This window comes from Exiguobacterium acetylicum (genome assembly GCF_019890935.1).
Classification (GTDB): domain Bacteria; phylum Bacillota; class Bacilli; order Exiguobacteriales; family Exiguobacteriaceae; genus Exiguobacterium_A; species Exiguobacterium_A abrahamii.
Genome location: NZ_CP082333.1, coordinates 1,663,153 through 1,686,384, shown reverse-complemented (window position 1 = coordinate 1,686,384; position 23,232 = coordinate 1,663,153). Strand labels below are relative to the sequence as shown.

Here is a 23,232-nt window from a genome sequence, read left to right as displayed (position 1 = left end):
CGGTATTTTTTTGATGGCGAATTCAATATAGAGAAATAGAAAAGACGCTTGTTAAATCGGAATCATTACGATATGATGTAAAACGTAATTACTCCGAATTAAAGGTGGAGAACAATGTCTACATATAAAACTGCGAGCCTCATCGGCAGTGTCTTCCTCGGTTTGACACTTGCCGGTTGTGCTGCTTCTGATACGCCACAAGAGCAAAACCATTTGACGTTCGTCTATAACTTCGCGACACAATCGCTCGATCCGCATCGCGACAGCAGTTATGTTCCGCTTCGAGCAGGCGTGACGGAGACGCTCGTCCGTCTTGATGACGAACGATTGACGGTCGAACCGTGGCTTGCGAAAAAATGGTCGTACGAAGGAAAGCGAACATGGCGGATCGTCTTACAGGAAGACGTGACGTTCCATAACGGGAAAAAACTTGATGCGGCAGCCGTCAAATCGTCTCTCGAACGCTCGATTGACGAAAATCCCGGTGTCAAGAATGCCTTGAACATCGAGACGATTAAAACGGACGGACCGGATCTGCTCATTCAAACGAAGACGACATATCCAGAGTTCATCTCGGAACTCGTCAATCCGAACACAGCAATCATCGACACGAAGGCGAGCGGGGTGACGAAGGAACCAATGGGAACCGGTCCGTTCCAAGTCGAGCGGTTCGCTCCGGGAACAAAAGTCGAGTTAAAACGTTTCAAGTCCTATTGGCAAGAACAAGCGAAACTTGATTCCGTTGATTTTGTCTTCAACGAAGATGCTGGCGCACGGACGAACGCTTTGCGTGCCGGACAGGCGGACATCGTCTATCGACCGGAAATCGAGAGTATCAAGCAGTTGAAGTCTGAAGGGTTGACAGTCCAAGCGACGGATACGTTCCGTGTCCATCAGTTGACAATGAATGTCGCGAACGGTCCGATGCAATCGCTTGAAGTCCGACAGGCAATGGATGCTTTAATCAATCGACAGCAACTCGTCGATCACGTCCTCCAAGGATATGCGGTGCCAGCACGTGGTCCATTCCTATCGTCATTCCCATTTGCTCCGAATTATCCGCAACAAGAGCAGAAGACGCCTGAGGAATGGCTCAAACAAGCTGGTTATACAAAACAAAACGGACGGATGCAAAAGGACGGTCGTCCTTTAAAGCTGACGTTATTGACGTATGCGGCTCGACCAGACCTGCCGTTGATCGCTCAAGTCATTCAAGATGACGCGAAAAAGATTGGTGTCGCGATCACGATTAAACAGATCGATGTCCCAGAAGAATACATGGCGAGTAACCGGGACTGGGATATCGCGACGTACAGCAATTTGACAGCTCCGCGTGGGGATGCTGGATATTATTTGAACGCGACCTATCATCCGAACGGGGGACTGAACTTCAGTCGTGTCGCGGATCCGAAGTTGACGAAACAGATCGAGACGTTGAATGAAACGATTCAGATCGAGGAACGTTCACGGCTTGCGGAGCAAATCGCGCGATATGTCGATGAGAAACGCTATAATAGCTTCTTGCTCTATCCTTCAACACTCGTCGCCTATGACAGCAAACGCGTCAAAGGATGGAAAACGGAAAAGAGTGAATACTACATGATCACGAACACGTTGCAGGTGACCGATTGATGCGTTCGATCGTCAAACGACTGCTATCGCTGAGTCTATTCACTCTACTCATCACGTTCAGTTGTTTTGTCTTGTTACGGTTACTGCCGGGTGATCCGGTCTTGACGTTATTGAATATTGATGAATTATCAGCAACGCCCGAACAAATCGAGGCCGCGCGCCGTGAATTAGGATACGATCAGCCGATGCTCGTCCAGTACGTCCGTTGGCTACAAGACATCCTTACCTTCCGTCTCGGAAACTCGTTACAGACGGGGCGACCGGTCATCGAGATGTTGTTAGAGAGTTATCTCGTGACAGCGGAACTGGCACTTGGCGGTATTTTGGTTGCCTTATTGATCGCCTTACCCCTAGGAATTGGTAGCGCCTTGACGACGCGCCGAAGCGTCGTCCGTCTCGCGCACCTTGTCAGCATGAGCGGAGCGGCCGTGCCCGGTTTTTGGATCGGTCTGTTGCTCGTCGATCTGTTTGCCATCCGTCTCGGGTGGTTACCTGTGATGGGACGGGAAGGGATGACGTCACTCGTCCTCCCGGCTCTATCGCTCGGCTTTCCACTTGCGAGCGTTTATATTCCATTGATTCGACTGAATCTACGCCGTGAACTGAACCAACCGTACATCGAGTTGGCACGGATGCGTGGGATATCCGAGCGAACGATCCTTTGGCGTTATGCGTTACGTGGCAGTGTGCCACCGGTCCTGTCCGTGTTCGGTCTGACGCTGGGCAGTCTTGCCGGGGGTGTCGTCGTCCTCGAAGTTCTGTTCGCGTATCCAGGTGTCGGAAAATTAATGGTCGATGCGATTCTACAACGCGATTACCCACTGATCCAAGGCTACATCTTGCTGACGACAGGCATCATTCTTGTCTTGCATCAAGGTATCCGGTCGTTAAACCGGGCGTTACGACCAGATTGGCAGAAAGGAACAACGAGATGAAAAAAAAATGGCTCATTTTCGGAGGATGTCTACTGATATTTATTTCATATACCGTATATATTAATCCATTTAATACAAACGTAGCTAAAAGACTTGAGCCTGTTTCATTCGAATATTGGCTCGGAACAGACGGTTTAGGACGAGATTTCGCAGCTCGTCTTTTTTTAGCTGGTTTGATATCCTTAGGTTTCAGCCTACTTACGGTATTGCTCACAGCATGCATCGGTACCTGTCTTGGTTGTCTAGCCGGTTTTTATGATGGACGTCTTAAGCGCTTGATTCATCGATTAGAAGATGGTCTCGTGATTTTTCCGGACACCGTTCTAGCACTTGTCATCGCCGGATTATTTGGTGCCAGTCCTCAAAGTTTGATCTTTGCGATTTTACTCATCAAATGGATTTCCTACGCGCGATTAAGTGAGACACTCGTGACCGAGACGATGCAAAAGCCATACATCAGCATGGCACGCATCAACGGGTTAACAGACCGGATGATCTTACGACGCCACATCTTACCGCCCATCATCCGGCAAGTCGTCGTGTTAATGAGTTTGGATGTCGGCAAAGTCATCTTATTCTTATCAGCGTTCTCTTATATCGGGCTTGGTGTCCAAGCACCACTGCCAGAGTGGGGAGCGATGTTGAATGAAGGACGTCCCTATTTCAGTTCGGCACCCCGGCTCATGCTTTTGCCAGGTGCGTGCATCGTCTTGACCGTCGTCGCGACGATGGGATGGACGCGATGGATGAAGAAAAAAGGAGGACACGTAAATGATTCAGATTCGGAGCTTACACGTTCGGGCGAAACACGTCCTTCTGCATGACGTGAATCTATCGCTACCATCTCACCAATTCATTTGTCTCGTCGGAGCGAGCGGGAGTGGTAAGACGCTCTTGCTGAAACGGTTACTGGATCGATTGCCGGACGGGATGTCGTCGAGGGGAGAAGTCATTTCGGACGAACCCCTGCGACGTGGTCTCGATATCGGTTACATACCGCAGCAGTATACCGATGCGTTTCTTCCGTTTTTAACGATGCGTCAGATGTTACGGGATACATATCGCGCACATGGGCGCAAGATCGATCATCCTTATATCGATGACGTCTTGCGAACACTTGAGTTGGACCCGACCTGGTTGGATCGGTATCCGGCAGAGTTGAGCGGTGGGCAATTACAACGGTTTGCGATTCTGTTTGCTGTCGCCTTAAAACCACGGTTGATTTTAGCGGATGAATTAACGACGGCACTCGATCCCGTCTTGACACGTCGTTTACTCGACTGGTTGACTGAGTACCAACACCAGTACGGGGCAACGATTGTGTTCGTCACCCACGAATTAGGACCTGCCTTACATTATGGTCAGCAACTCGTCTTGATGCAGGATGGACGAATCATCGAGACGGGAACACCACAGATGATCGAGCAAAGTCGTCATCCGTTTACGCTTGCCTTGATGCAAGCACATCGTACGTCACTGGAAGAAAGGAAGAGTTCATGTCACCAGTCTTATCCGTAACAGATCTTACTTATCAGATAAAGGATCAGTCCCTCTTGTCGAATATCTCGTTTCACATTAGGAAAAAGGCGTCAATTGGCATCATCGGGGAAAGTGGGAGTGGCAAGACGACACTTGGACGATTGATCCTCGGTCTGCTTAAACCTACACATGGTTTGATTTCCTTACATGGAAAGGTATTTCCGAGTGGGCAACGAAACGAGCGACGAGCTATTCAAGCCGTCTTTCAACATCCTCTCGCTTCCTTTAATCCAGAATGGACGGTGCGGGAATCGATTCTTGAACCGTTTCGTCAGCATCGTCCGATCTTGCGGCATTTCCCAGCGACGTCAGAAGAGGATCTCATGACTGCCCTCGCACTTGCGGTCGGGGTCGAGGAACAGTTATTCGATCGATTGCCCTATCAATTGAGCGGGGGACAAATTCAGCGTGCCGCGATTGCCCGCGCGATTTCGATTGAACCCGACATCATTGTGATGGATGAGCCGACGACGGGGCTTGATGTCGTCTCCCGCTCACAGATCATCGAACTACTAGAACGCTTGCAACAGACACTTGGTGTCAGTCTTGTATTGATCTCGCATGATATCGACTTCATCCGGCGTCTCTGTTCGGAAACACTCGTCTTACGTGACGGTCGTGCTGTTGATTTGATTGATCGATTGGAATCAGGTGGTGCGTATACCCAACGATTCGTCGAGGCCGGAACATGGTGAACGCACAACCGACGCACAAAACGTACTGGTTACTCGCGTATCCGCTGATTCTCTCAAGTATTGCGACACCCTTGCTTGGTGTGACCGATACCGTCGTCATCGGTCAATCCGGTGATCCGCGGGCGATCGGCGGCATCGCCGTCGGAGCCGTCTTCTTCAATACGATTTACTGGTTGTTCGGTTTCTTAAAAGTGAGTACGACAGGATTCAGCGCCCAAGCAAGTGGGGCGAATGACGGGCACGCCTTACGGACGTCCCTCTACCGACCGCTGTTTCTAGCAGCTTGTATCGGTCTGCTCATCCTGTTATTCCGACAGCCGCTCGAGCAAATCGGACTGTACTTACTTGCACCACCCGCTGACTTGCTCGGTGCAGTCAAAACGTATATCTCATACCGGATGATCGGCGCACCGTTCGTGTTGATGGGTTATGCGTTACTCGGCTGGTTGATTGGTACCGGTCAGGTCAAGCACGCCTTGTTCGTCCAATTGTTCAGTACAGGAGTCAATGTCGTTCTCGATATCGGATTCGTCTACGGATTGGATGCCGGTGTTGCTGGAATTGCGGTTGCGACCGTCATCGCGGAGATCAGCATCGTCGTCTGTGCTCTGTATCTGATCCGTGGTCATTTGGCGATGACGCGTGATGAATGGCGTGCCTTGACGGCGTGGCACGCGTACCGTCAATTCTTTCAAGTCAATCGTGACTTGTTCATTCGTACGATTTTCCTTCTACTCGTCACTGGCTGGTTCACACGTGCTGGAGGACAATTCGGACCGGATGTCCTCGCAGCCAACGCGATCCTGCTACAAATCCAGTATTTGATTTCGTACTGGTTCGGTGGACTCGGTCATGCGTCAACGGTTCTCGTTGGTCGGGCGAGAGGGCATCAAGATCAGGCAGGATACCGGACGAGTGTCCGTTTGGCACGGACGTTCGGATTTTACTCGGTCGTCTTCTGGTCACTAGTGCTCCTATTCCTTGAAACACCGCTCCTTCAGTTGTTCACTTCAGAAGAGGCGATCTTAGACGCAGCGCGCGATTATTACTTCTGGATCATCATCCTACCGCTTCTCGCCGGTTGGGCGATGATTTATGAAGGCATCTTTGCCGGACGGGTTGAAGCAACACCCGTCCGAAATTCGATGATTCAAGCAGGCATTGGTTTTGCGGTCGTCCTCCTGCTGACACCGACTTTTGGAAATCAGGGCGTCTGGGCAGCGTTTTTGACGTTCTTCTTGATTCGCTCCGTCTCGTTGATTCTCGTAGAGGCAAGACGATGAAAAACCCGCTGTTTCCCTCGCGCGCAAAGGGAACAGCGGGTTATTTGTCGTCGATCGCTAAAGGACGGACGAAGAGGGCGTTCAAGTGATGGACGAGCACATGACGCAGGCGTTCTTTTGGTAATCGTTCTGGTCGAAACAGAGCATGAAAGGCTAACCCGTCAACGAGTGCTGCGAGCCGTTCACTCTCAAGCTCAATGTCTAAACCTGCTCGGAGTGTACCGTCCGGGATCTGTGTCAACAGTATTTGAACCATATGGTAGATATCATCCGGATTTTCCACCGCTTGCGATGTATACGCGGACATCATGAATTGAAACCAGACCTGCATCTCGAGCTGATGCTCGGGTGCATAAGGTAAGACCTCAAGTAAGACGTCACATAACGTTTCTTCCGGAGTTCCTCCTTTCTCAAAAATGGTTGTGATGCGTGCTTGGACTCGCTCTTGAACGAGGTCCATCGAGAAGCGGAGCAACTCGTCCTGGGTCGTGAAGTAATACCGCAAAGCACCCAGCGAGAGTCCCGCTTCCTTGGCGATCGTCCGAACACTGGCTTGTTCAATACCGACTTGAGAAATCGTGCGCCACGTCGCTTCCGCGATGAGGCGTTTGCGTTCTTCGTGATTGACTTGTTTTGGCATACATTGAGTATATCATCTTTTTTAGCACAAATGTATTAAAAAGACTAGTCAAACTATGGGAGAGGTGTTATCTTTATGATACAGTCGTATTAAAAAGGAGAGGATTGATATGCAACTCGTCGCGTGGGCAATCGTCTGTTGTGAGATTTTATTTTGGGTATTCATCGTCGCCGGACTGATCGTGCGTTATGGATTCAGGCGAGAAAGACTCGGTTTTCGATTGATGGCGATGTCGCCGGTCATTGATATCGTCTTACTGCTCTTAACAGTGTTTGATTTAAGTCGCGGCAGTACTGCAACGATCGCGCACGGACTTGCTGCGATCTATATCGGTGTCTCACTTGCCTTCGGCAAGCAGATGATTGCCTGGGCGGACGAGAGGTATCGCCGGTTCATCCTGCGAGAACAAGTATCGCGGGAGCGAATTTCAAAGGCGCGCAAAGAGCGAAATGGGTTCTATCGGCATGTGCTGGCCTTTTTGATTGGTGGGGCGTTACTCGGTGCCATGATCCTGTGGCTGGGAGATGCTGAGCAGACGAAGAGTCTCTTACGGACGTTACAATTGTGGGGACTCGTCCTCGTGATCGATGGGGTCATCTCGATGAGTTATACGATTTTTCCGGCTCGATCCAAATGAAAAACGAACCTTGTCTGTCAGCGGTCGACAGTGAAGGTTCGTTCCCGAATCGTATTCGTATGGACTTGTTTGCGGGCGTCGATCGAATCCCGAATGTGGATGATGTAGCGGCGTCCTTTTTTGTATCCAGAGCGCGGTGGTTTGATTCGGATTTCTTTGCCGTCAAGGACTTCAATTTCCGTTTGCATCCGCTCACCGTTCGAATCCGTCACGGTGACTGTTCGGTTCGAGACTTGCTCCTTCCGTAATCCTTTCGCATATTCGATGTCGAAGGTATGGTACGAGGAGATAGAGCGGGCACGCGATTTGAAGTGTGGCTCGTCCGTCCGTTCGTCGAGAGTGCAGTAGCAACCCGTGAACAAAAGACTCGCCGAGAGGAGTATCGAAAATAGATGTTTCACGAAAACGCTCCTTTATGTATTTGGTAATTTTAGTATAAGACAAATTTTAGGTTACGACAATCCTTCTTGAGACTGAGTCGTTGACAGCTATTAAAATCGAGCAAGTCCATGCTATAATCGACCGAGAGAAAGGAAGCGATACACCATGCCAGTACAACCAGACCAGCGCGAGATCATCGTCTCGATTCGGACGAGTTATGATTTTAAAGCGGATACCGGTCGCGCGATCCGCGTCATCGAGTTTCACGGACGCCGGACGACGCTGTTCGATACGTTCGAAGCGTCATCACCGAAACGAATGATCTTGATCGAGATGATTCGTGCCGTCCAATCGTTCAAGGAACCGTTCCACATCATCTTCAACGTCGAATGTAACTTCGGTTTCAAGTATTTGACGGATCAGCGGAAATGGGAAAACCGGGACGTCGGGAATACGTTCCTCGACTTGATCGAACAAGGCGGTCATACGTATGAATTACGAGACAGCTCATTCTATGAAGGCGGAAAAGCCCTCCAAAAATGGCTCGGCAACACCTTAAAGCAAAATAGCTGAAAAAAAGGCTGATTCCATGATGGAGTCAGCCTTTATCCGTTGCATCGATTGTCTCGCTTTCGAGATATCGGTACAACGTACTTTTACTAATACCGGTCTGTTCGCGGATATCAGCGAGCGAATAATTTTTACTTTGATACATCGCGATCGCGCGGCGGACATTTTCATCCGGCTTCCGCGGTCGACCGGTCTGCTTTCCTTGTTCTTTTGCTTTTGAGAGTCCGGCACGCGTCGACATGCTGATGACATCACTTTGCAGCTGAACGAGGTGGCGTGCCGTTTCAAGAAACGACAAGGAGGCACGCTCGCTCGTCCGAATCTGTTCGCGGAGTGACCACAGCGTCGCACCGCGCGTCTCCATCTGCTCGAGCATCTCGATCAAGTGCCGCGTCGAGTCTGCTAAGATGTAGAGATGCGTGACGATGACTTCGTCTCCCGTCTGAAGGGTCTCGAGCATCTGTTCTAATTCCGTCCGTCGTTTCGCTGAATCATGCGTCTCGATGACACGTGTCGTCACATTCATCTTGTCGGCTTCCGCTTGTTGCGTAGAACAGTCTGGATCATCCGGATAGGGTCTCATGTAGAAATATTGCATGGATGGAGCTCCTCTCTGTCGATCACGATCGACGTCAGTTCCTCATCAGTATACCGTATTCTCACCTCCGTGCCGCAGAAAACCGAAAACAAGCCTTTCTTCTCATGTTCGTATCGACTAATTTGTGGTAAATTGAGTGGAAGTAAGTTTCTCGGACTCATCCCGATACCATTCATTCTTTTTAAATGAGGTGCTCATCATGAACAAAGAAGATCATCAACTCGCCCGTCAGCTTTTGACGACCTATTTCATCGGCACACAGTTAGCGACGGTCCATGTCGCAGGCTACGTCACGCTCGAATTCATCAATTTGTTCGATACGACTGCGCCTGAACTACGACTTCGGATCGAGACGGATCGTCTGTTTTATGGCGATGTCGAGACGACACAGGACTGGGTCGTCCGCCATGCGACGAAGGAAGAGATGTTACACTTGATCGTCTCGCTTCACGCGGAACGCATCACCGGTGTCCGGATCGGAAAGACGGCACCCCACTTATTCCTAACGTTTAGCAACGGACAAACGCTCGTCTTGAACGGATCGGATACATATTATGAATCGTGGGCGATCGATATCGGTCTCGCACCACACCGAGCCGACGCAACGATCGTTGCTGTACCGGGTGACGAACTGGCCGTCTTCTCCGGAATCGGTGAACAAGTTGAAGACTAAGACACGCATGGAGTGGTGCGACTGGATCATGCCGCTCGTTGCGTCACGTTACCCGGATCACTGTGCCATTTTACTTGCCGGCAGTCATACGCGTGAGCAAGCGACCGCTCAATCAGATGTCGATGTGATCATCTTTGAAGTGAGTCGAGGTCAGGCATACCGGGAATCGTTCATTCATGATGGTGTCCCGGTCGAAGCATTCGTCCATTCCTTTGAGACGATTCAGTCGTTTTTCGAGAGTGACCGGGAACGTGGTCGCCCGTCCCTGCAACGAATGATTGCTGACAGTTGGACGATCGAGGATCATCCGCGACTTGCATCTATCCGTCAGGAAGCGGCTCAACAACTAGCGGACGGACCTATCGCGTGGACGACTTCGGAACAAGAGCGCGCACGTTACTTTTTAAGTGATATGCTCAACGACTTCGAGAGTGTGACGAACCGCGCGGAAGGTTTAGCGATTGCGTCACGTTTATATGAACAGAGCATCGAGTTCGTCCTTCGTGCCAATCGTCGCTATATCGGACAAGGGAAGTGGGCGATTCGTGCTCTTGCGGAGTTTGACGGAGACTATGCCAGTCGACATACGCTGGCATTCGAGTCGTATTATCAATCAGATGACCGACGAGAAGTCGTCGCGTTAGTCGATGATTATCTTGCCCCATTCGGCGGGCGTTATTTTGACGGCTTTACGCTCGGTAAACGATAACAAGCAAAAGGAGGTACGCTTTCGGATCAATCGACCGAAAACGTGCCTCCTTATCGTTCGCTTTTGTTTAACGCCAATGGGACGGACGGAGTAAGCGACGCGGTAACTGTGTCGCGGCATTACCGATTGCCGCATTGATTTGTGCCTGTGTCAAAAAGAGCGCGTCCGTCAGATCGGCGTCCTTGACGTTACAGTCTCGCAAATCAGCCCCGAGAAAGTTGACTCCGCGCAGGTTACTGTGCGACAAGTTCGTCGCGAGCAACCACTGATTCTGAACACTGGCACCTGAGAAATTACGTCCTGGTAGCTGTTTTCCGACCCAGTCGCGTGGTGTCTGGTCGCGTCTTCCGCTATACTGAGCTTGAACACGCGATGCAATCATTTCAAGGAGTGGTCGGACGGTTTGACGAACCGGTATCAAGTCAAGTCGTTCAAATTGATCGGCTGGTAATGCCGCGTACCGAGTCAGTGCGGCAAGCGTCTCATCGAGTTGATCGTGGATGTCACGCGTGACATCACGTTTCCCGTCGGTTATGTACCACATCATTTCAAACAAATGAACCATCTTCGGGAAGGCAGCATAGATCGCTTGGCGTCGCTTAGGTGCATCATCGCCTTCGAATGTCTGCTGTGACAGATGCTGTCCGGCACCAAAACAATCATAGACGGTACAGCCTTTGTAGCCGCTATCGCGTAACCGGTCATGGATGCGACAGCTGTAATCCGCGTCAAGATTACGACACGGTGTTGCTTCCGGTTTGTCATGACCAAAATCACTGGATTTCGAAAAAGCGAGTGCGGTACAACATAAACCAAAACACTTCGTACAATCAATCTGGAATGTAGGTTCCATCGGATTCACCTCCACTACTACTATAACAAGAAAGGGGATTCGGAAATGTTGAAATTTCAACTCAATGAAAATGAGGACGGACAGGACTGGCTTAGGCAGCAAGTGCGTCAATATAATGTCGAACGTTCACCGCTTCATGCGACGAAACGCTCCGAGGGAACACAAGCCGTCACATTACTTGCGACGCGTAGTGATCAACCGATCGGCGGCATCTCAGGGGAAATGTACTGGGGCTGGTTACATATTGAGTGGTTCTTCATCGTCGAAGAAGAACGGGGAAGTGGGCTCGGTACTCAGTTATTCCGTCAACTGGAGGAATGGGCACGAGCAGCGGATGTTCAGCGAATTCGCGTCGAGACGTTCTCGTTTCAAGCGCTTCCGTTTTATGAGCGGCAGGGATTCGTCGAAGTCGGACGAATCGATGACTATCCACCAGGGATGAGCTATCATCTGCTCGTCAAACAGGTTGACTGATGAAACGGCGTCTTTTCCTCATCTTATTGTTCGGTCTCGTGCTCGGAACGCTGACGGGAATGCATCCACGTCAAGAGACCGTTTCCTTTACGGCGAAGCAAGTCGCCCAGTTATATACAGAGATGACAAGCACACCAGTCGAAGCACGTGATGTCTACTTCGTCGAACGACTATCTGACCATTATGCCGTCGCGTATCTTGAAGCGAAGCACGACCGCTTGTTTTTGCTCCTGCAACAAACCGATGAGTCACAACGAATCGACCGAATCATTCGCTCGAAACAGACGAGGGAGTCGGATTGGTTTGAAGGTCGTTTGTTGACGACGGACGAAGGTCGATACCTTGTCGCCTACGGCATGAATGGTTCGAAACAAATGAAATCGATCCGGTTCGAGCCGTATAAGACGACGGCTGAAGGCGAAGCGCCCCTTCGTCCGATGCAACGCTCATTGCCGGTAGCAGATCAGGAACGTTTCCATACCGTCCAACCGTTACCGGATGCCTTCCCGCATTCGCTCTATTTCGAGATGATCGCGACGAGCGTAGACGGGAAAGAGACGATCCAACGCTTGACGTTACCAAGCGACAACGCATCCGTGTTTTCTACGACCCGTGACTTCTAGTATACTGAAGACGAAAAAGGGGGAGAAGAACATGTGGATCGTCATGAACCAGTTACACGTCGTCAAAGGTGCAGCAGATCAGGTCGCAGCGCGTTTTAAGACGACGAAAGGAATTGAACGGATGGAAGGGTTCCACCGGATGCAAGTCCTCGTCGATATCAGTCAGGAAGAAGAAGACATCGTCACGATTATGACGACATGGTCGAATCAAGCAGCATTTCATGCATGGCAAGAGAGTCAAGCGTACAAAGGCGTGCACCATAAGCGGGATAACGGAACGTCCGAAGTCAAACCGCTTGTGACGTCGAATACCGTTACGGAATATGCGATCGTCGCTGATCACAGTGCCGTCGTGGAATAAACAACAACACCCCTTGGGAGGATGCCTCTCAAGGGGTGTTGTCTAGTACAATAAAATAGATTGTTTTTCCGTAATCTGGGTATACTTTAACAAACTAGATGAAACGAGGTGACACCGCATGGTCTATCGTAAACCTGTCGTCTCTAGCCTGTCCGTCCTCGGTGGTATGATCCTGCTCTTTGGTTTCTTGACGAGCGGTGGCTTCATTTATCTCTACTTCTTCGTCTTACTATTCGCTTGCGTGTCCTTCTTACGTGAACCGTTGACGCGTAAAGAGTGGTTACGCGAGGGGATTGCTTTCATCTTCTTGTGTTCCTTGATTTATTTGTTGCAACATCTCGTCTTCATGGCGTGAGTCATTTTTCGTACTGCTCGAACAAAGGAAGGAGGATGTCACGACCTGTCGCTGATAGGTGAATCGACACGTCACGCTTCGGATCTTTTAAATAAACATCGGTCTTTTTGACACGCTTATCGAGATAAACTTCGTATTGCTGTCCTTTCACTCCATCTCGGAACGTCAAGTATTTCCACTTCGCCCGTTTTCCTCGTACGTCAGCCTGTTCACTTGTCTTGATTGCTTTTTTTAATTTCCCGGATTCATCACTGGTCATCATGATCATATGGTCCCAATCGAGACCTTTCTCCGAAATACGATTTCCTTGATCATCTTCTTCAAAACGGACATGTGAGAACTGTCTTTGATGGATCAACGTCATTTCTTCATTATCCACAACAAGATCATCTGTTGTTTGATTCGGTTCTTGGAGTTCAGTTGGTTGTTCAGTCGTGTGGCGAATCGATAATTCGTAGCGGAATTCGCGTCCGTTTTTCTCCGTTGCGATGACCGTTCCATAATGCTCGGGTGTTCCGTCACCCGGAATGAACCGGACCTTTCCTGGATGTTTCATTGAATGGATCGGGTGTTCCGCACGCCGTCCACCATACAACTGTGGTATTCGAACCGAAACGTCGTATGTCGAACCGAATTGTTGATTGTAGACGAGATAGAGATCGACATCACGGGTGAACGGTGTCAGAGAATTCGTATATACGAAAGACGTCGTACGTGTATCTTTTTTTGTGACATCCGTCGCCTCGATGACGAGGTAACCTGATCCCGGAAGTTCTAATGTTCGAGCAGAATGATCGGCGATCTTCTCATCAGGATTGAACCAGTCGTCTTTTTTTATTACAGTAGGCTTCACATTAAAGTTCTTCCGTTGTGGAGTCAGAGCAGTCTTCTTGAAGACATCGTCTTTCTTTGCTAACGGATAGTACCCGCCTTTAAACGATGTCTGACAATATAAATACGTCTTTTTTCCAGCTTTCACGTAACGAACGGTTTGACCTTCATAATCCTCGAACGGATTCGTCATCATGACGGAATAGATATCGCCGACAGCGTAATCGGTAGGTGCATCGCTCACTTTAGAGGCGCACGTTTTTTGGATGACAGTTCGTTCTTTAGCTGACAAGGTGCGAGATTCTTTTTCGTTGAATTGCCCTCCGTCATACATTTGCGATAAGTAACCCCATTTGAAATTCGGCGCATCGCTTTGACAACCGCTTAAGGCTAGCGTTGCACCGAGTGTGAGTCCGATCCAGTAACGTTTGTTCATTGATTAAGCACCTCACTGAGTGCTTCACTGGTCGTACCCGACAGCTTCGCACCATTCTTTGATCCTGGTTTAACGACATAGATTTCAAGTTTTTTGGCGCGTTTGCGTTCATACAACTCAAACATCTGGCTTTTCCCTTCGCGCATCAACGTCATTTTTTTCTGCTTTAGTTTTGTGCCTTGCGGCTCCATCACTTCGGTCTCTTTTAATTCCTGAGCGATTTTTTTGGCTAGTTTATCCGGTATTGCCGAGACGAACTTATAATCGCTATCAATGAGCTGTTTCGGTGATTGATGAATGAAACCGACATAACCGGGTTGATTTATATTGATAAAAGCATATTTGAAATTTGAAGGTTTTTTATATGACTTATTGAGACGCATATAGATTGGCGTTTCCTGGACAACTTTATCTTTTTCTAGTTTTTGAACGGTAGCAAAGTGAATCATTTGATCGGGTGAGAGGACATCAGGTAATTCTTTACGTTCAATCTGGTAGGATTGCCCTTGCGCATACTCTTGAATGACTGAAGAGTTTCCCTCGCGTGTTCCGCTTACTGTGAGATCAATTATGGCGGACTGCATCCCGTTTTTTGGGCTGTGACGGAAAGAGATATTCAAGTCGGATCTGGACAGCGATTCGGTCGTCTCGAAGAATGTGCGTTCTTTTCCGTCTTCTTCTCCAAAAATAATGAATTGACCTTCCGGTGGTAAGGACAGTTGATAGGACGGGAAGAGATAACGTCCGAGCGTTTTTAATTCTTTCTGATCTTCGTTTTCCTGTTTTTGTTGATCCGTGATTTCTTTTGGAACAGGTTTAAAGCGAATGACTGTCGATTTAGCTTTAACCGGTTGTTTTGACCAATCGACGAATGGATAATCACTTCGCTTGATCTGATGAACCGTATAATCTGCGTGGCGAATCGGCTGACAGGCCAGATAGTCCTTTTTTTCGTCTGACAGGAAACGGACGTGTTGGAACTCGCGTCCTTGAACACTCTGGGGCAGGAAGTATAAGTCAAATCCTTCGTGTTGCACATACCGATCAGGCAAGCGCTTCATATCTGGTTTTTGCTGACAAACCTTCAACAAAGCAGCGATTTGTTTTTTCGGGAGATCCGGTATCTCTTGCCCATCAAAGGTAGTCGAAATACCGCCCCAGTAATTGGCGTCATATGTAAGATCTAAGTATTGTTCTTTACCACATCCTGCAAGTAGAACTGCACCTGCGAGAATACCGGTATGTATATAGCGTCTCATGAAAAACCTCCTTCATCTTAATGACTATATTTTACCATAATTTCAATAATAGACAGAATTTTCTATAACACTTTAACATCAAGATGTTTGACATCTCTTGACTCGGGAATAATAGATGCATGCACGGTCAATCTATTACTATGGGGGTTTTATGATGGGTACATTCATTCAAGCAGTTGATGGCACGAAGATTTACGTCGAGGATGTCGGGTCGGGTCAACCGGTCGTCTTTTTACACGGCTGGCCGGCAAACAACAACATGTTCGAGTATCAAAAGAATCTGCTCGTCGAAGAAGGGTACCGTTACGTCGGGATCGATTATCGCGGTTATGGCAAATCAGATGCGCCGGCAACGGGATACGATTATAAGACGATGGCGTCCGACATTAATGAAGTCATCGAACAGTTGAAATTAACGAACGTCACGTTGCTTGGCTTCTCGATGGGAGGAGGAATCGCCTTGTCCTATCTCTTGCAATACGGGGATTCAAAAGTCAGTAAACTTGTCCTCGCTGGAGCCGCAGCCCCTGTCTTTACACAACGCGACGGCTATCCATACGGGATGACAAAAGAAGAAGTCGATGCGTTGATTGCCGACACGAAACAGGATCGTCCGTCAATGCTCAAAGGATTCGGGGAAATCTTCTTTGCGAAGGAACATCCAGAACCACTTCAACAATGGTTCCATGGACTTAGTATCGCCGCTTCGTCCCACGGTACGATTCAGTCAGCAATTGCCTTACGTGATGAGGACTTGCGTGGAAAACTCGAGAACATCAAAGTCGATACGTTAATCATCCACGGTAAAAAAGACCAAGTCTGTCCGTTCGAGTTCGCGGAAGAAATGCAAAAGGGAATCCCACATGCACGACTTGAAGTCTTCGAAGAGAGTGGGCACGGTATGTTGCTTGATGAACAAGAGAAGTTCAACGAAACGTTACTGTCGTATGTTAAAGGAAATCAAACCGTCTAATCCAACAAGCCATGGACACCTGTCCATGGCTTGTTTTTGTGTACAAAAAAAGTATGCGCCGGCGCATACTTTTAAGGACGATACCTCCGCATGAACCGTTGATCGATCCAGCGTTTCAGGTACCAACCAAGTCGATTAGTTGAGTACGATTTACCATACAGGGAAACCGCATGACGGGGGCCAATCGATAAAATCGTCAAGTAGTTCGTTTGCGGACGATACGTTTGTAGTGCCTCTTCCTGGACGTACCGCAAGAGGTTTTCCAGTAAGATCGGTGCTTGCCGGACAGCTGTGACGCCGTTCTTTGGAATATCGGGATAAGCGACGAGGGTCGCTGCGTCACCCGCAGCAAACAGACTTGGATGATTGAGCGCTTGCAACTGCTCATTGACGAGTAGGAACCCGTCTTCCGTGAAGAGCTTACTGTCTGCAAACAATACCGGTGCTTTCGCACCCGTCAAGCGGATGATGGCATCTGACTCGATTGGTGGGTGATGTGAAAAGCGAAGAGGAGACGACTCATTCAGTGGTCGTTCTCGAATCCAATGAACATCGAGTTCTTGTAAGCGTCGTTTAATGGCTTCCGCTGCGGGGTGTCCTGAAAGCAACTCTGGATCCGTGATCAGTGTGATCGGCACACCCGCTGCTTTTAAGGACGCGGCCATCTCGACGGCCGCTGCACCGCTTCCAATCACGACTGGACGCTTTGCTTGTTGCAGACGCTTTAATGTATCCGGTAACCGGTAGTTCGGTTTGATCGATAATCGTATCGTATCTTCCGACCAATCGAACGAGCCGATATTCGTCGAGACGACGTCATAAGTATAGTGTCTGCCGGATGCACCGAAGACGACTTTTTCAACGGGGTCGATTTTGATGACGGTCTCCTCGATGAATTGTTTATCATAGGCGCGACATAGTGCGGCGACGTCAATACGGATCTCATCAATGTCGTATGTTCCGTCAGCAAGTCCGGAGTACATGCCCGAGTAATATTGGTACGTCGAGGCGTTTAAAATCAGCCACTCGACGTCTTCTGTTGGTCCGTGTGTAATGCAATGCAGGTGAGCGTGTCCTGCACCAATCAAGAGGATTCGTTTCATGTCGTTCTCCTTCAATCTGTCTTGCTAGAATGTACCCGGATACGGGTGGCGGTAATCATAGCCAAAAGACAAGACTGATGAACAGGAGGATGACCACGAGGTAGATAATATCCTGGCGCTGAACGACTGGCACTTCATAATATGTCCGCTCTGCTGAAAAATGACGGGCTTCGAAAGCGATTGCCATCCGTTCTGCCCGCTGGATCGATCGCGAGAAGAGCGGTAAGCCGATCGATAGGAACGCATCACCAGGAAAGCGACTGTGCACGTTTCGAATCATCCGTACTTGCCGCAAGACGCGGACTTCTTCGACCAGTTGTGGCAGAAAGCGGATCCCGGCAAGGAACCCATACGCGAAGCGAGGCGACACCTTTGCCTGGTGAATCAAGCTCATCACGAACCGGGTCGCATCGGTCGTCGTGACGAAAGCGAAACTTAAGCAGACGAACGTTGCCATCCGTAAGGCAAGTAACCAGCCATGTACGACACTTTCCGACGTGACATGAAACCAACCGAACGACCAGAGCGTGTTCGTACCTTTGCCAAACGCCGCCATCATCCAGAACGTCAATAAGAATAATAGACTGTAAGGTGCGAGCCGTTTCAAGAAATCGACGGGACCCCATCCGGAGAGGAGTAGCAAGGCGATGGCAAAACTCAGGAACACCAACGTCTTGATCCAGTCATTCGTTGCAATTAAGGCAAACATGATCAAAAACAATCCGCTCCCCTTGATGACAGGATTGAGTTTAGCGAACGGTGACGCGTTTGTCTGCATTGCGCTTCACCTCCTGGAATTGATACGAAAGTGGACGTTGTAGCTGACAGCGTTCGAGTAACGGAATGTCAGCAAACAACTCGTTCGGACACCCGTCAAAAGCAATCCGCCCTTGCTCCATGACGAGGACACGATCCGCGTATCGGGCGACGAGTTCCATATCGTGTGTTGCCATGACGAGTGTCGTTCCGTTTTGTTGTTCCGTCAACAACTGTTCCATGAGCCGCCGCGTCGTCAATCCATCCTGTCCGAACGTCGGTTCATCGAGCAACAATAAATCCTTCGTCTGTCCGAGCATCGTCGCAACGCTGAGCCGTCGTTGTTGCCCCGTACTAAGCGCAAGCGGTGACTGCTGTTTGACGGATGCGAGTTCCAGCCGTTCGAGTAATGTTATGCGCTCGTCACTCGTCGCTGCCCGGTGACTCCAGTCGATTTCCGCTTCGACTGTCAGTTTGAGAAACTGCAGATCCGGTTGTTGGAAGACATAGCCGACGTGCTCATAAAAGCGTCGCCGGGAGTAACGCTGAGCCGGACGTTCCTGGAACCGATATGTTCCACGATGCGAGAGCAACCGACCGAGTGTTGCAAGCAACGTACTTTTCCCGGAGCCGTTTGCCCCGAGCAGCATCACCCATTCTCCCGTCATTAGGGAAAATGTCGCATCGGTCAGCGGGTAAGGTGCTTTCGTCGATAATGTAGCGACGTGTAACAAGGCAGTGCCTGCTGTAGCGACTGAGGGAAGCACGTGAAGTCGCGCCGCTTGTGGTCCATCTATGGGTAACGTCTCTAACGTGTACGGATACAAAGAGGGAACAGCGATCCCTTTCGATTGAAGCTCCGTATACCCCTGCGGGAACAAATCCTGCGGATGCGCCGTCGCAGTCACCGATCCGTTCTCAAGTAAGACGATTTTGTCGATGTAAGGTAAACAGACATCGAGTTGGTGTTCGATCAAGACGATCGTTAAATCATGTTCTTTCTGAATCCGAAAGATCAACGCCATCAGCTCGTGTTGCCCGATCGGGTCAATCTGAGCTGTTGGTTCATCGAGTAATAAGATCGTCGGCTCAAGTGCCAGGACCGCGGCGAGTGCGAGGCGTTGTTTCATCCCCCCGGATAGACTCGCGATTGGTGTCGAGAAGGGGAGAGGGAGACCAACAAGTGTGAGTAAGCGTTCAATGCGTTCCTCCATCTCTGCGCGTGGAATCGACCGGTTTTCTAAACTAAAAGCGATTTCGCGTCCGATCGTTTCCATGCAGAACTGTTCTTCTGGATTTTGGAACAGCACTCCGACCGAACCGGACCGGGTAACGGTTCCCGTCTGTTCGACTTCAATCGTCTCTGGTGTCAGTCCGGCTAGGGCATGAAGCAGTGTCGTCTTGCCACTCCCGCTTCGTCCGAGCAGAAGGGTCGTTCCTTGCTCGATCGTCAGCGATACATGATCGAGCAAGGATTTCGTCTGACCCGGATAGCGGATGCTGAGATCGTCGACAGTAATCATGCGACTTCCCGTTTCGCACGTCCTGCCGCAAATCCGTTCAAGACACCGGTCGCAACAAGTCGACGGACAAGAATCGCTGCGAGCAAGCCGCCGAGTAATGCACCACTGATCAATTGTAAGCCAGTCGTCGCAAGCAACGTCGTCGTCGTATAGTAACCAAATCCGTTTGCGATCAGACTATAGACGATGCTACCAATCGCGGCTCCGACACCTGATAACATCAATGTCCAGGTGTCATAGCGGCGATAACGCGTCATCGCAAAGACGAGTTCCGCACCAAGCCCTTGGCAGACCCCGATTAGTAGAGCCGATAAACCAAAATGACTACCCGTGAACAGCTCGACAGCTGCCGCGACGATTTCCGCGATGAGGGCGGCACCTGGTTTTTGAATGATTGCTGCGACGAGCGGGCTCGCGATGATCCAGATCCCAAACATCCAGTTGGCACCGACTGGTCCGAAGATTGCAGACATCGGTAACCAGAGTGTTGACCAACCGAGATAGATGACGCCGCAAGCGACGGCGAGCATCATCATGACCATGATTTCTTTCATTTTCCAGTGTTGCATCGTGTTCGTCCTCCTTTAAGTGGGGGAGACACCAAAAAGGACCGCCCTCCGTAAAAAAGAGAGCGGTCCTCAGAAAAACTGCGCGCAGCAGGAGTCATTGGATGTGATCGCTCCACTTTCCTACGCTAGTATGAACTAGATCAGGTTCGAAGGGTCCGAAGTGAATCGTCTCAGCCAATGGGCTCCCCTAGTGGATATGGTAATAGATGATACGCTGTTCACTTTAGGCAATCTTCTGTCTATTGTCAAGACACAAAAAAACGATACGCCACGAAGGGCGTATCGATAAACGACTTATTTGTTGTCTTCGTTCTCTTCTTTTGATTCTTCTGAAGACTCTTCCGTAGCTTCCGCTTCGTTGTCTTCACCAGCTTGCGCTTGTGCCTCAGCTTCTGCTTCTTCGATTTCCTCAAGCTCTTGTTCAAGCGTTGATTCAACGACAGCTGCGACTTGAATGTCGCCTTCTGTGACGATACGGAAATCTTTTTGTTCCGGAAGATCAGCTACAGAAATCGAATCGCCGATTTCGAGGTTCGTGACGTCGACTTCGACGTTCTCTGGTAATTTATCTGGTGTTGCTGCGACTGTTACTTTAAAGAGTGTCTGTGATAGGAATCCACCGACTTTCGCGCCAGCTGCTTCACCGACGAGTACGACGTCTGCTTCGACTTCTGTCTCTTCATCCATTTTGACGGCGATGAATTCGACGTGGTCGATTGTTGGTGTGAAGACATCCATATCACGACGGTTGATCAGAACGTTAACGTTCTTACCATCTAATTTTAGTGAAATCAAGACGTTTTCACCGTTTTCACGGATGATCTTGATGAGTTCTTTTTCTTCGAATGCGATTGGCGTACTTTCCACTTTGTAACCATACACGACACCAAGAGCTTTTCCTTCATGACGTAATTGTTTACGGAGTGAGCGTGGACGTACCTCGCGTTTTTCGACTGTTAATTTAACTGACATGTTCATTTCCCCCTTGAATTTGGTATAGCCCTCAAAAGGTAATGAATGTAGGAGCAGGACAAGTCCTGAACAATTTAAATATGCTAAGACAATCGGTTTCAGACTCTTTTGAAATCTGACGCTTTCGTGACTTTGCATTTCTCTCCCAGGTCATTACGCTGATATTGAGAAACATGTGTGAGTAAGTCACCGTTTGATGCGGTGCTAGTGAGTTTATACCCCTATGTTTTAAATCCTTAAACCTCTTTTTTTATTTTTTTAAAGTCGAAAGACCTCCAAACCGCTTGAAATCAAGGGTTAAGAGGTCTTTCATTTTTTTCTTTTTTTATGATAATGCGTTGATTTTCACGGACTAATACTCGGATAAGACGTTCGATGTGCCGCATCGTCGTCTGTCCCATCGTTGAGATTTGGAGCCATTGATGATGGACGAGATAGTCGCTTTCATATTGAACATGATAGCCCTGGATCCGGAGAGCGTCTCCTAAAGTGGTTGCCGACGGATGGACGATCGTCAGAATTCCCGGCGCTTGTGCTTCTTGCGTCGCAAGCAGGTTAAAACCAGTCGCGCGAACGGCCTGTTCGAGATAAGTCATCTTGATGGCGGCTTGATCGAGATCAAGGGCATCGAGCGCTGCCTGACAAGCAAGCAACAAGTTTGATGAGCCGGAAAAGGCGACGCCTTCCGCATAGAGTCCGAGATCCAGATAACGTGGAATACGTGGAGAAGGTAAGACGCGATCTATGTGACCGATGAACGCAAGACCCGGTAAACCACCAATTGCTTTTCCGGAGACGGTCGTGACGAATCTGCAGCCGGCATACGAGAAACGCCCGGTTCCGACGGCGCTGATCGCATCGACGATGAGTGCGGTTCGTTGTTCTAACAGCGCTTTTACCGCATCGAGATCGTAGAGGACGCCCGTTGATGTCTCACAGTGCGTCAACCAGATCCAGTCGTATTCCGTTTGATGCAGTTGACTCGCGAGTTGTTCCAAGTCGATCGGATGACCGGGTGGAAGCGAGTGGACATCAAAGGACCTCCCAGCTCGTGCCGCGTGATCAATCAAGCGTTGACCGAACTCACCACCGTTTAGGATCAACCCATGTCCACTCAGTTGTTGTGCGACGATATCGTTGGCGAGGGTGCCACTACCGACAGCCATCGAGACATGTGGCAAATCCAGCAACTGACACATCCGACCACGTAAATCTTGATCGAGCTGTCGCATCGAAGCCGTCCGATGCGGGCGCGGTGCTTGTTGCGCCGCTTGGCGGACTGTTGGTGCAACCTCGACCGGACCGGCTAGAAAATGCAGAGGACGTAAAACGTCCGCGATGACGGATCGTTCGTATGTTGCGCGTGACAACAACATCGGTACGAACTGGGCATCGCCACTACCGAGCGTTGCTGCGATTGGTGTGAAGCCGAACCGCGCATATAGTTTAGCTTCCCGTGTCGTACCACTGATATAGACATGATCAATCATTTCCCGCTCCAAGTAGACCATCAGAAAGCGCATCAATTGCATGAACGTACGACTATTGCGGTATTCGGGACGAACGCTGAGTAAACGGATTTCCGCTGGGTCCGTCAGTGTCTCATCTAACGTCACGCCTTTTTCTTCAAGTGAAAAAGGGCGATGCTTCCGAATGGCGATCATCGCGACGAGTCGATCGTCTTCCTTGCCGATCAGATAGGTATTTTGATCATGAAACCGGTCAATCCGTTTCCGTTCGATATTCGGTTGATGTTGCGGAATCTCTTCCGTGAAGGTGAGGTAGTTCAGTTCATGGATTGCTTCCGCGTCCGAAGCGGTGGCAATGGAAAAGTCGATCATGAGACGTCCTC

At 49.6% G+C, this 23,232-nt stretch carries 27 protein-coding genes and 1 riboswitch; of the genes, 15 read left to right on the top strand and 12 right to left on the bottom strand.

Features of this window, described 5'->3' with window-relative positions; all coding sequences use genetic code 11:
- The first annotated feature begins 114 nt into the window (after positions 1 to 114).
- From nikA to K7G97_RS08765, 6 genes are read left to right on the top strand one after another with little or no spacing between them, the layout of a single operon-like run.
- Positions 115 to 1,632 carry a nickel ABC transporter substrate-binding protein gene (gene nikA, locus K7G97_RS08790; RefSeq protein WP_223040331.1) on the top strand — a complete coding sequence of 506 codons (1,518 nt, stop codon included), beginning with the start codon at positions 115 to 117 and terminating at the stop codon, positions 1,630 to 1,632.
- Positions 1,632 to 2,567 (top strand): ABC transporter permease, encoded by a 936-nt coding sequence (locus tag K7G97_RS08785; protein WP_223040330.1) that lies wholly within the window; start codon positions 1,632 to 1,634, stop codon positions 2,565 to 2,567. The genes nikA and K7G97_RS08785 overlap by 1 nt, the downstream gene beginning before the upstream one ends.
- Positions 2,564 to 3,391: an ABC transporter permease gene (locus K7G97_RS08780; protein WP_262415726.1), complete on the top strand. Its 828-nt coding sequence runs from the start codon at positions 2,564 to 2,566 to the stop codon at positions 3,389 to 3,391. Before K7G97_RS08785 ends, K7G97_RS08780 begins: the two co-directional genes overlap by 4 nt.
- Positions 3,339 to 4,085 (top strand): ATP-binding cassette domain-containing protein, encoded by a 747-nt coding sequence (locus tag K7G97_RS08775; RefSeq protein ID WP_223040328.1) that lies wholly within the window; start codon positions 3,339 to 3,341, stop codon positions 4,083 to 4,085. The genes K7G97_RS08780 and K7G97_RS08775 overlap by 53 nt, the downstream gene beginning before the upstream one ends.
- A complete protein-coding gene (locus tag K7G97_RS08770) occupies positions 4,064 to 4,801 on the top strand; it encodes an ABC transporter ATP-binding protein (protein WP_223040327.1) in 738 nt (245 codons plus the stop codon). The genes K7G97_RS08775 and K7G97_RS08770 overlap by 22 nt, the downstream gene beginning before the upstream one ends.
- A complete protein-coding gene (locus K7G97_RS08765) occupies positions 4,795 to 6,084 on the top strand; it encodes an MATE family efflux transporter (RefSeq protein ID WP_223040326.1) in 1,290 nt (429 codons plus the stop codon). The genes K7G97_RS08770 and K7G97_RS08765 overlap by 7 nt, the downstream gene beginning before the upstream one ends.
- A gap of 40 nt (positions 6,085 to 6,124) precedes the next feature.
- Here the strand turns inward: K7G97_RS08765 and K7G97_RS08760 are convergent, their stop codons facing one another.
- Entirely contained in the window at positions 6,125 to 6,724 is a 600-nt protein-coding gene (locus K7G97_RS08760; RefSeq protein WP_223040325.1) for a TetR/AcrR family transcriptional regulator, read from the bottom strand.
- A gap of 109 nt (positions 6,725 to 6,833) precedes the next feature.
- Here K7G97_RS08760 and K7G97_RS08755 point away from each other — a divergent pair, with 109 nt between their 5' ends.
- Entirely contained in the window at positions 6,834 to 7,361 is a 528-nt protein-coding gene (locus K7G97_RS08755) for a hypothetical protein (RefSeq protein ID WP_223040324.1), read from the top strand.
- A gap of 17 nt (positions 7,362 to 7,378) precedes the next feature.
- Here the strand turns inward: K7G97_RS08755 and K7G97_RS08750 are convergent, their stop codons facing one another.
- Positions 7,379 to 7,762 carry a hypothetical protein gene (locus K7G97_RS08750; protein ID WP_029341748.1) on the bottom strand — a complete coding sequence of 128 codons (384 nt, stop codon included), beginning with the start codon at positions 7,760 to 7,762 and terminating at the stop codon, positions 7,379 to 7,381.
- Between the two features lie 145 nt (positions 7,763 to 7,907).
- On the opposite strand from K7G97_RS08750, the gene K7G97_RS08745 reads away from it, so the two are divergent.
- On the top strand, positions 7,908 to 8,315 hold the full coding sequence (locus tag K7G97_RS08745; protein WP_023468357.1) for a hypothetical protein: 408 nt from the start codon (positions 7,908 to 7,910) through the stop codon (positions 8,313 to 8,315).
- Between the two features lie 25 nt (positions 8,316 to 8,340).
- Here the strand turns inward: K7G97_RS08745 and K7G97_RS08740 are convergent, their stop codons facing one another.
- Positions 8,341 to 8,910, bottom strand: coding sequence for a recombinase family protein (locus K7G97_RS08740; protein ID WP_223040323.1), 570 nt, complete (start codon positions 8,908 to 8,910; stop codon positions 8,341 to 8,343).
- 199 nt (positions 8,911 to 9,109) lie between these two features.
- Here K7G97_RS08740 and K7G97_RS08735 point away from each other — a divergent pair, with 199 nt between their 5' ends.
- Together K7G97_RS08735 and K7G97_RS08730 are read left to right on the top strand one after the other, a co-directional pair.
- Entirely contained in the window at positions 9,110 to 9,583 is a 474-nt protein-coding gene (locus K7G97_RS08735) for a hypothetical protein (protein ID WP_029341746.1), read from the top strand.
- The gene (locus K7G97_RS08730; RefSeq protein ID WP_262415725.1) at positions 9,465 to 10,292 is read left to right on the top strand and encodes a nucleotidyltransferase domain-containing protein; all 828 of its coding nucleotides are present in this window, start codon (positions 9,465 to 9,467) and stop codon (positions 10,290 to 10,292) included. Before K7G97_RS08735 ends, K7G97_RS08730 begins: the two co-directional genes overlap by 119 nt.
- Positions 10,293 to 10,359: 67 nt before the next feature.
- On the opposite strand, the gene K7G97_RS08725 is transcribed toward K7G97_RS08730, so the two are convergent.
- Positions 10,360 to 11,145: a pentapeptide repeat-containing protein gene (locus tag K7G97_RS08725; protein ID WP_223040322.1), complete on the bottom strand. Its 786-nt coding sequence runs from the start codon at positions 11,143 to 11,145 to the stop codon at positions 10,360 to 10,362.
- A gap of 45 nt (positions 11,146 to 11,190) precedes the next feature.
- Between K7G97_RS08725 and K7G97_RS08720 the strand changes: the two genes are divergently transcribed.
- The 4 genes from K7G97_RS08720 to K7G97_RS08705 all read left to right on the top strand — a co-directional run bounded on the left by K7G97_RS08720 (position 11,191) and on the right by K7G97_RS08705 (position 12,958).
- Positions 11,191 to 11,619: a GNAT family N-acetyltransferase gene (locus tag K7G97_RS08720; protein ID WP_223040321.1), complete on the top strand. Its 429-nt coding sequence runs from the start codon at positions 11,191 to 11,193 to the stop codon at positions 11,617 to 11,619.
- Positions 11,619 to 12,242: a hypothetical protein gene (locus K7G97_RS08715; RefSeq protein ID WP_223040320.1), complete on the top strand. Its 624-nt coding sequence runs from the start codon at positions 11,619 to 11,621 to the stop codon at positions 12,240 to 12,242. The genes K7G97_RS08720 and K7G97_RS08715 overlap by 1 nt, the downstream gene beginning before the upstream one ends.
- Before the next feature lie 31 nt (positions 12,243 to 12,273).
- Positions 12,274 to 12,603, top strand: coding sequence for an antibiotic biosynthesis monooxygenase (locus tag K7G97_RS08710; RefSeq protein WP_058703391.1), 330 nt, complete (start codon positions 12,274 to 12,276; stop codon positions 12,601 to 12,603).
- Between the two features lie 118 nt (positions 12,604 to 12,721).
- Positions 12,722 to 12,958: a hypothetical protein gene (locus tag K7G97_RS08705; RefSeq protein WP_223040319.1), complete on the top strand. Its 237-nt coding sequence runs from the start codon at positions 12,722 to 12,724 to the stop codon at positions 12,956 to 12,958.
- Position 12,959: 1 nt separating this feature from the next.
- Here the strand turns inward: K7G97_RS08705 and K7G97_RS08700 are convergent, their stop codons facing one another.
- Together K7G97_RS08700 and K7G97_RS08695 are read right to left on the bottom strand one after the other, a co-directional pair.
- Positions 12,960 to 14,225: a hypothetical protein gene (locus tag K7G97_RS08700; protein ID WP_223040318.1), complete on the bottom strand. Its 1,266-nt coding sequence runs from the start codon at positions 14,223 to 14,225 to the stop codon at positions 12,960 to 12,962.
- A complete protein-coding gene (locus K7G97_RS08695; RefSeq protein WP_223040317.1) occupies positions 14,222 to 15,484 on the bottom strand; it encodes a hypothetical protein in 1,263 nt (420 codons plus the stop codon). Before K7G97_RS08695 ends, K7G97_RS08700 begins: the two co-directional genes overlap by 4 nt.
- Before the next feature lie 154 nt (positions 15,485 to 15,638).
- Between K7G97_RS08695 and K7G97_RS08690 the strand changes: the two genes are divergently transcribed.
- Entirely contained in the window at positions 15,639 to 16,457 is an 819-nt protein-coding gene (locus K7G97_RS08690) for an alpha/beta fold hydrolase (protein ID WP_064299866.1), read from the top strand.
- 71 nt (positions 16,458 to 16,528) lie between these two features.
- Here K7G97_RS08690 and K7G97_RS08685 read toward each other — a convergent pair whose 3' ends face one another.
- From K7G97_RS08685 to K7G97_RS08660, 6 genes are all read right to left on the bottom strand, one after another.
- Positions 16,529 to 17,560, bottom strand: coding sequence for an NAD(P)/FAD-dependent oxidoreductase (locus K7G97_RS08685; protein WP_223040316.1), 1,032 nt, complete (start codon positions 17,558 to 17,560; stop codon positions 16,529 to 16,531).
- Between the two features lie 55 nt (positions 17,561 to 17,615).
- Positions 17,616 to 18,338: an energy-coupling factor transporter transmembrane component T family protein gene (locus K7G97_RS08680; RefSeq protein ID WP_223040315.1), complete on the bottom strand. Its 723-nt coding sequence runs from the start codon at positions 18,336 to 18,338 to the stop codon at positions 17,616 to 17,618.
- Positions 18,310 to 19,839: an ABC transporter ATP-binding protein gene (locus tag K7G97_RS08675; protein WP_262415724.1), complete on the bottom strand. Its 1,530-nt coding sequence runs from the start codon at positions 19,837 to 19,839 to the stop codon at positions 18,310 to 18,312. Before K7G97_RS08675 ends, K7G97_RS08680 begins: the two co-directional genes overlap by 29 nt.
- Positions 19,836 to 20,408, bottom strand: a complete 573-nt coding sequence (locus tag K7G97_RS08670; RefSeq protein WP_047390306.1) for an ECF transporter S component — start codon at positions 20,406 to 20,408, stop codon at positions 19,836 to 19,838. Before K7G97_RS08670 ends, K7G97_RS08675 begins: the two co-directional genes overlap by 4 nt.
- Before the next feature lie 100 nt (positions 20,409 to 20,508).
- Positions 20,509 to 20,607: riboswitch (TPP riboswitch) on the bottom strand.
- Positions 20,608 to 20,702: 95 nt separating this feature from the next.
- On the bottom strand, positions 20,703 to 21,380 hold the full coding sequence (locus K7G97_RS08665; RefSeq protein WP_223040314.1) for a 50S ribosomal protein L25/general stress protein Ctc: 678 nt from the start codon (positions 21,378 to 21,380) through the stop codon (positions 20,703 to 20,705).
- A gap of 290 nt (positions 21,381 to 21,670) precedes the next feature.
- The gene (locus K7G97_RS08660; protein WP_223040313.1) at positions 21,671 to 23,221 is read right to left on the bottom strand and encodes a GNAT family N-acetyltransferase; all 1,551 of its coding nucleotides are present in this window, start codon (positions 23,219 to 23,221) and stop codon (positions 21,671 to 21,673) included.
- Positions 23,222 to 23,232: the final 11 nt, after the last annotated feature.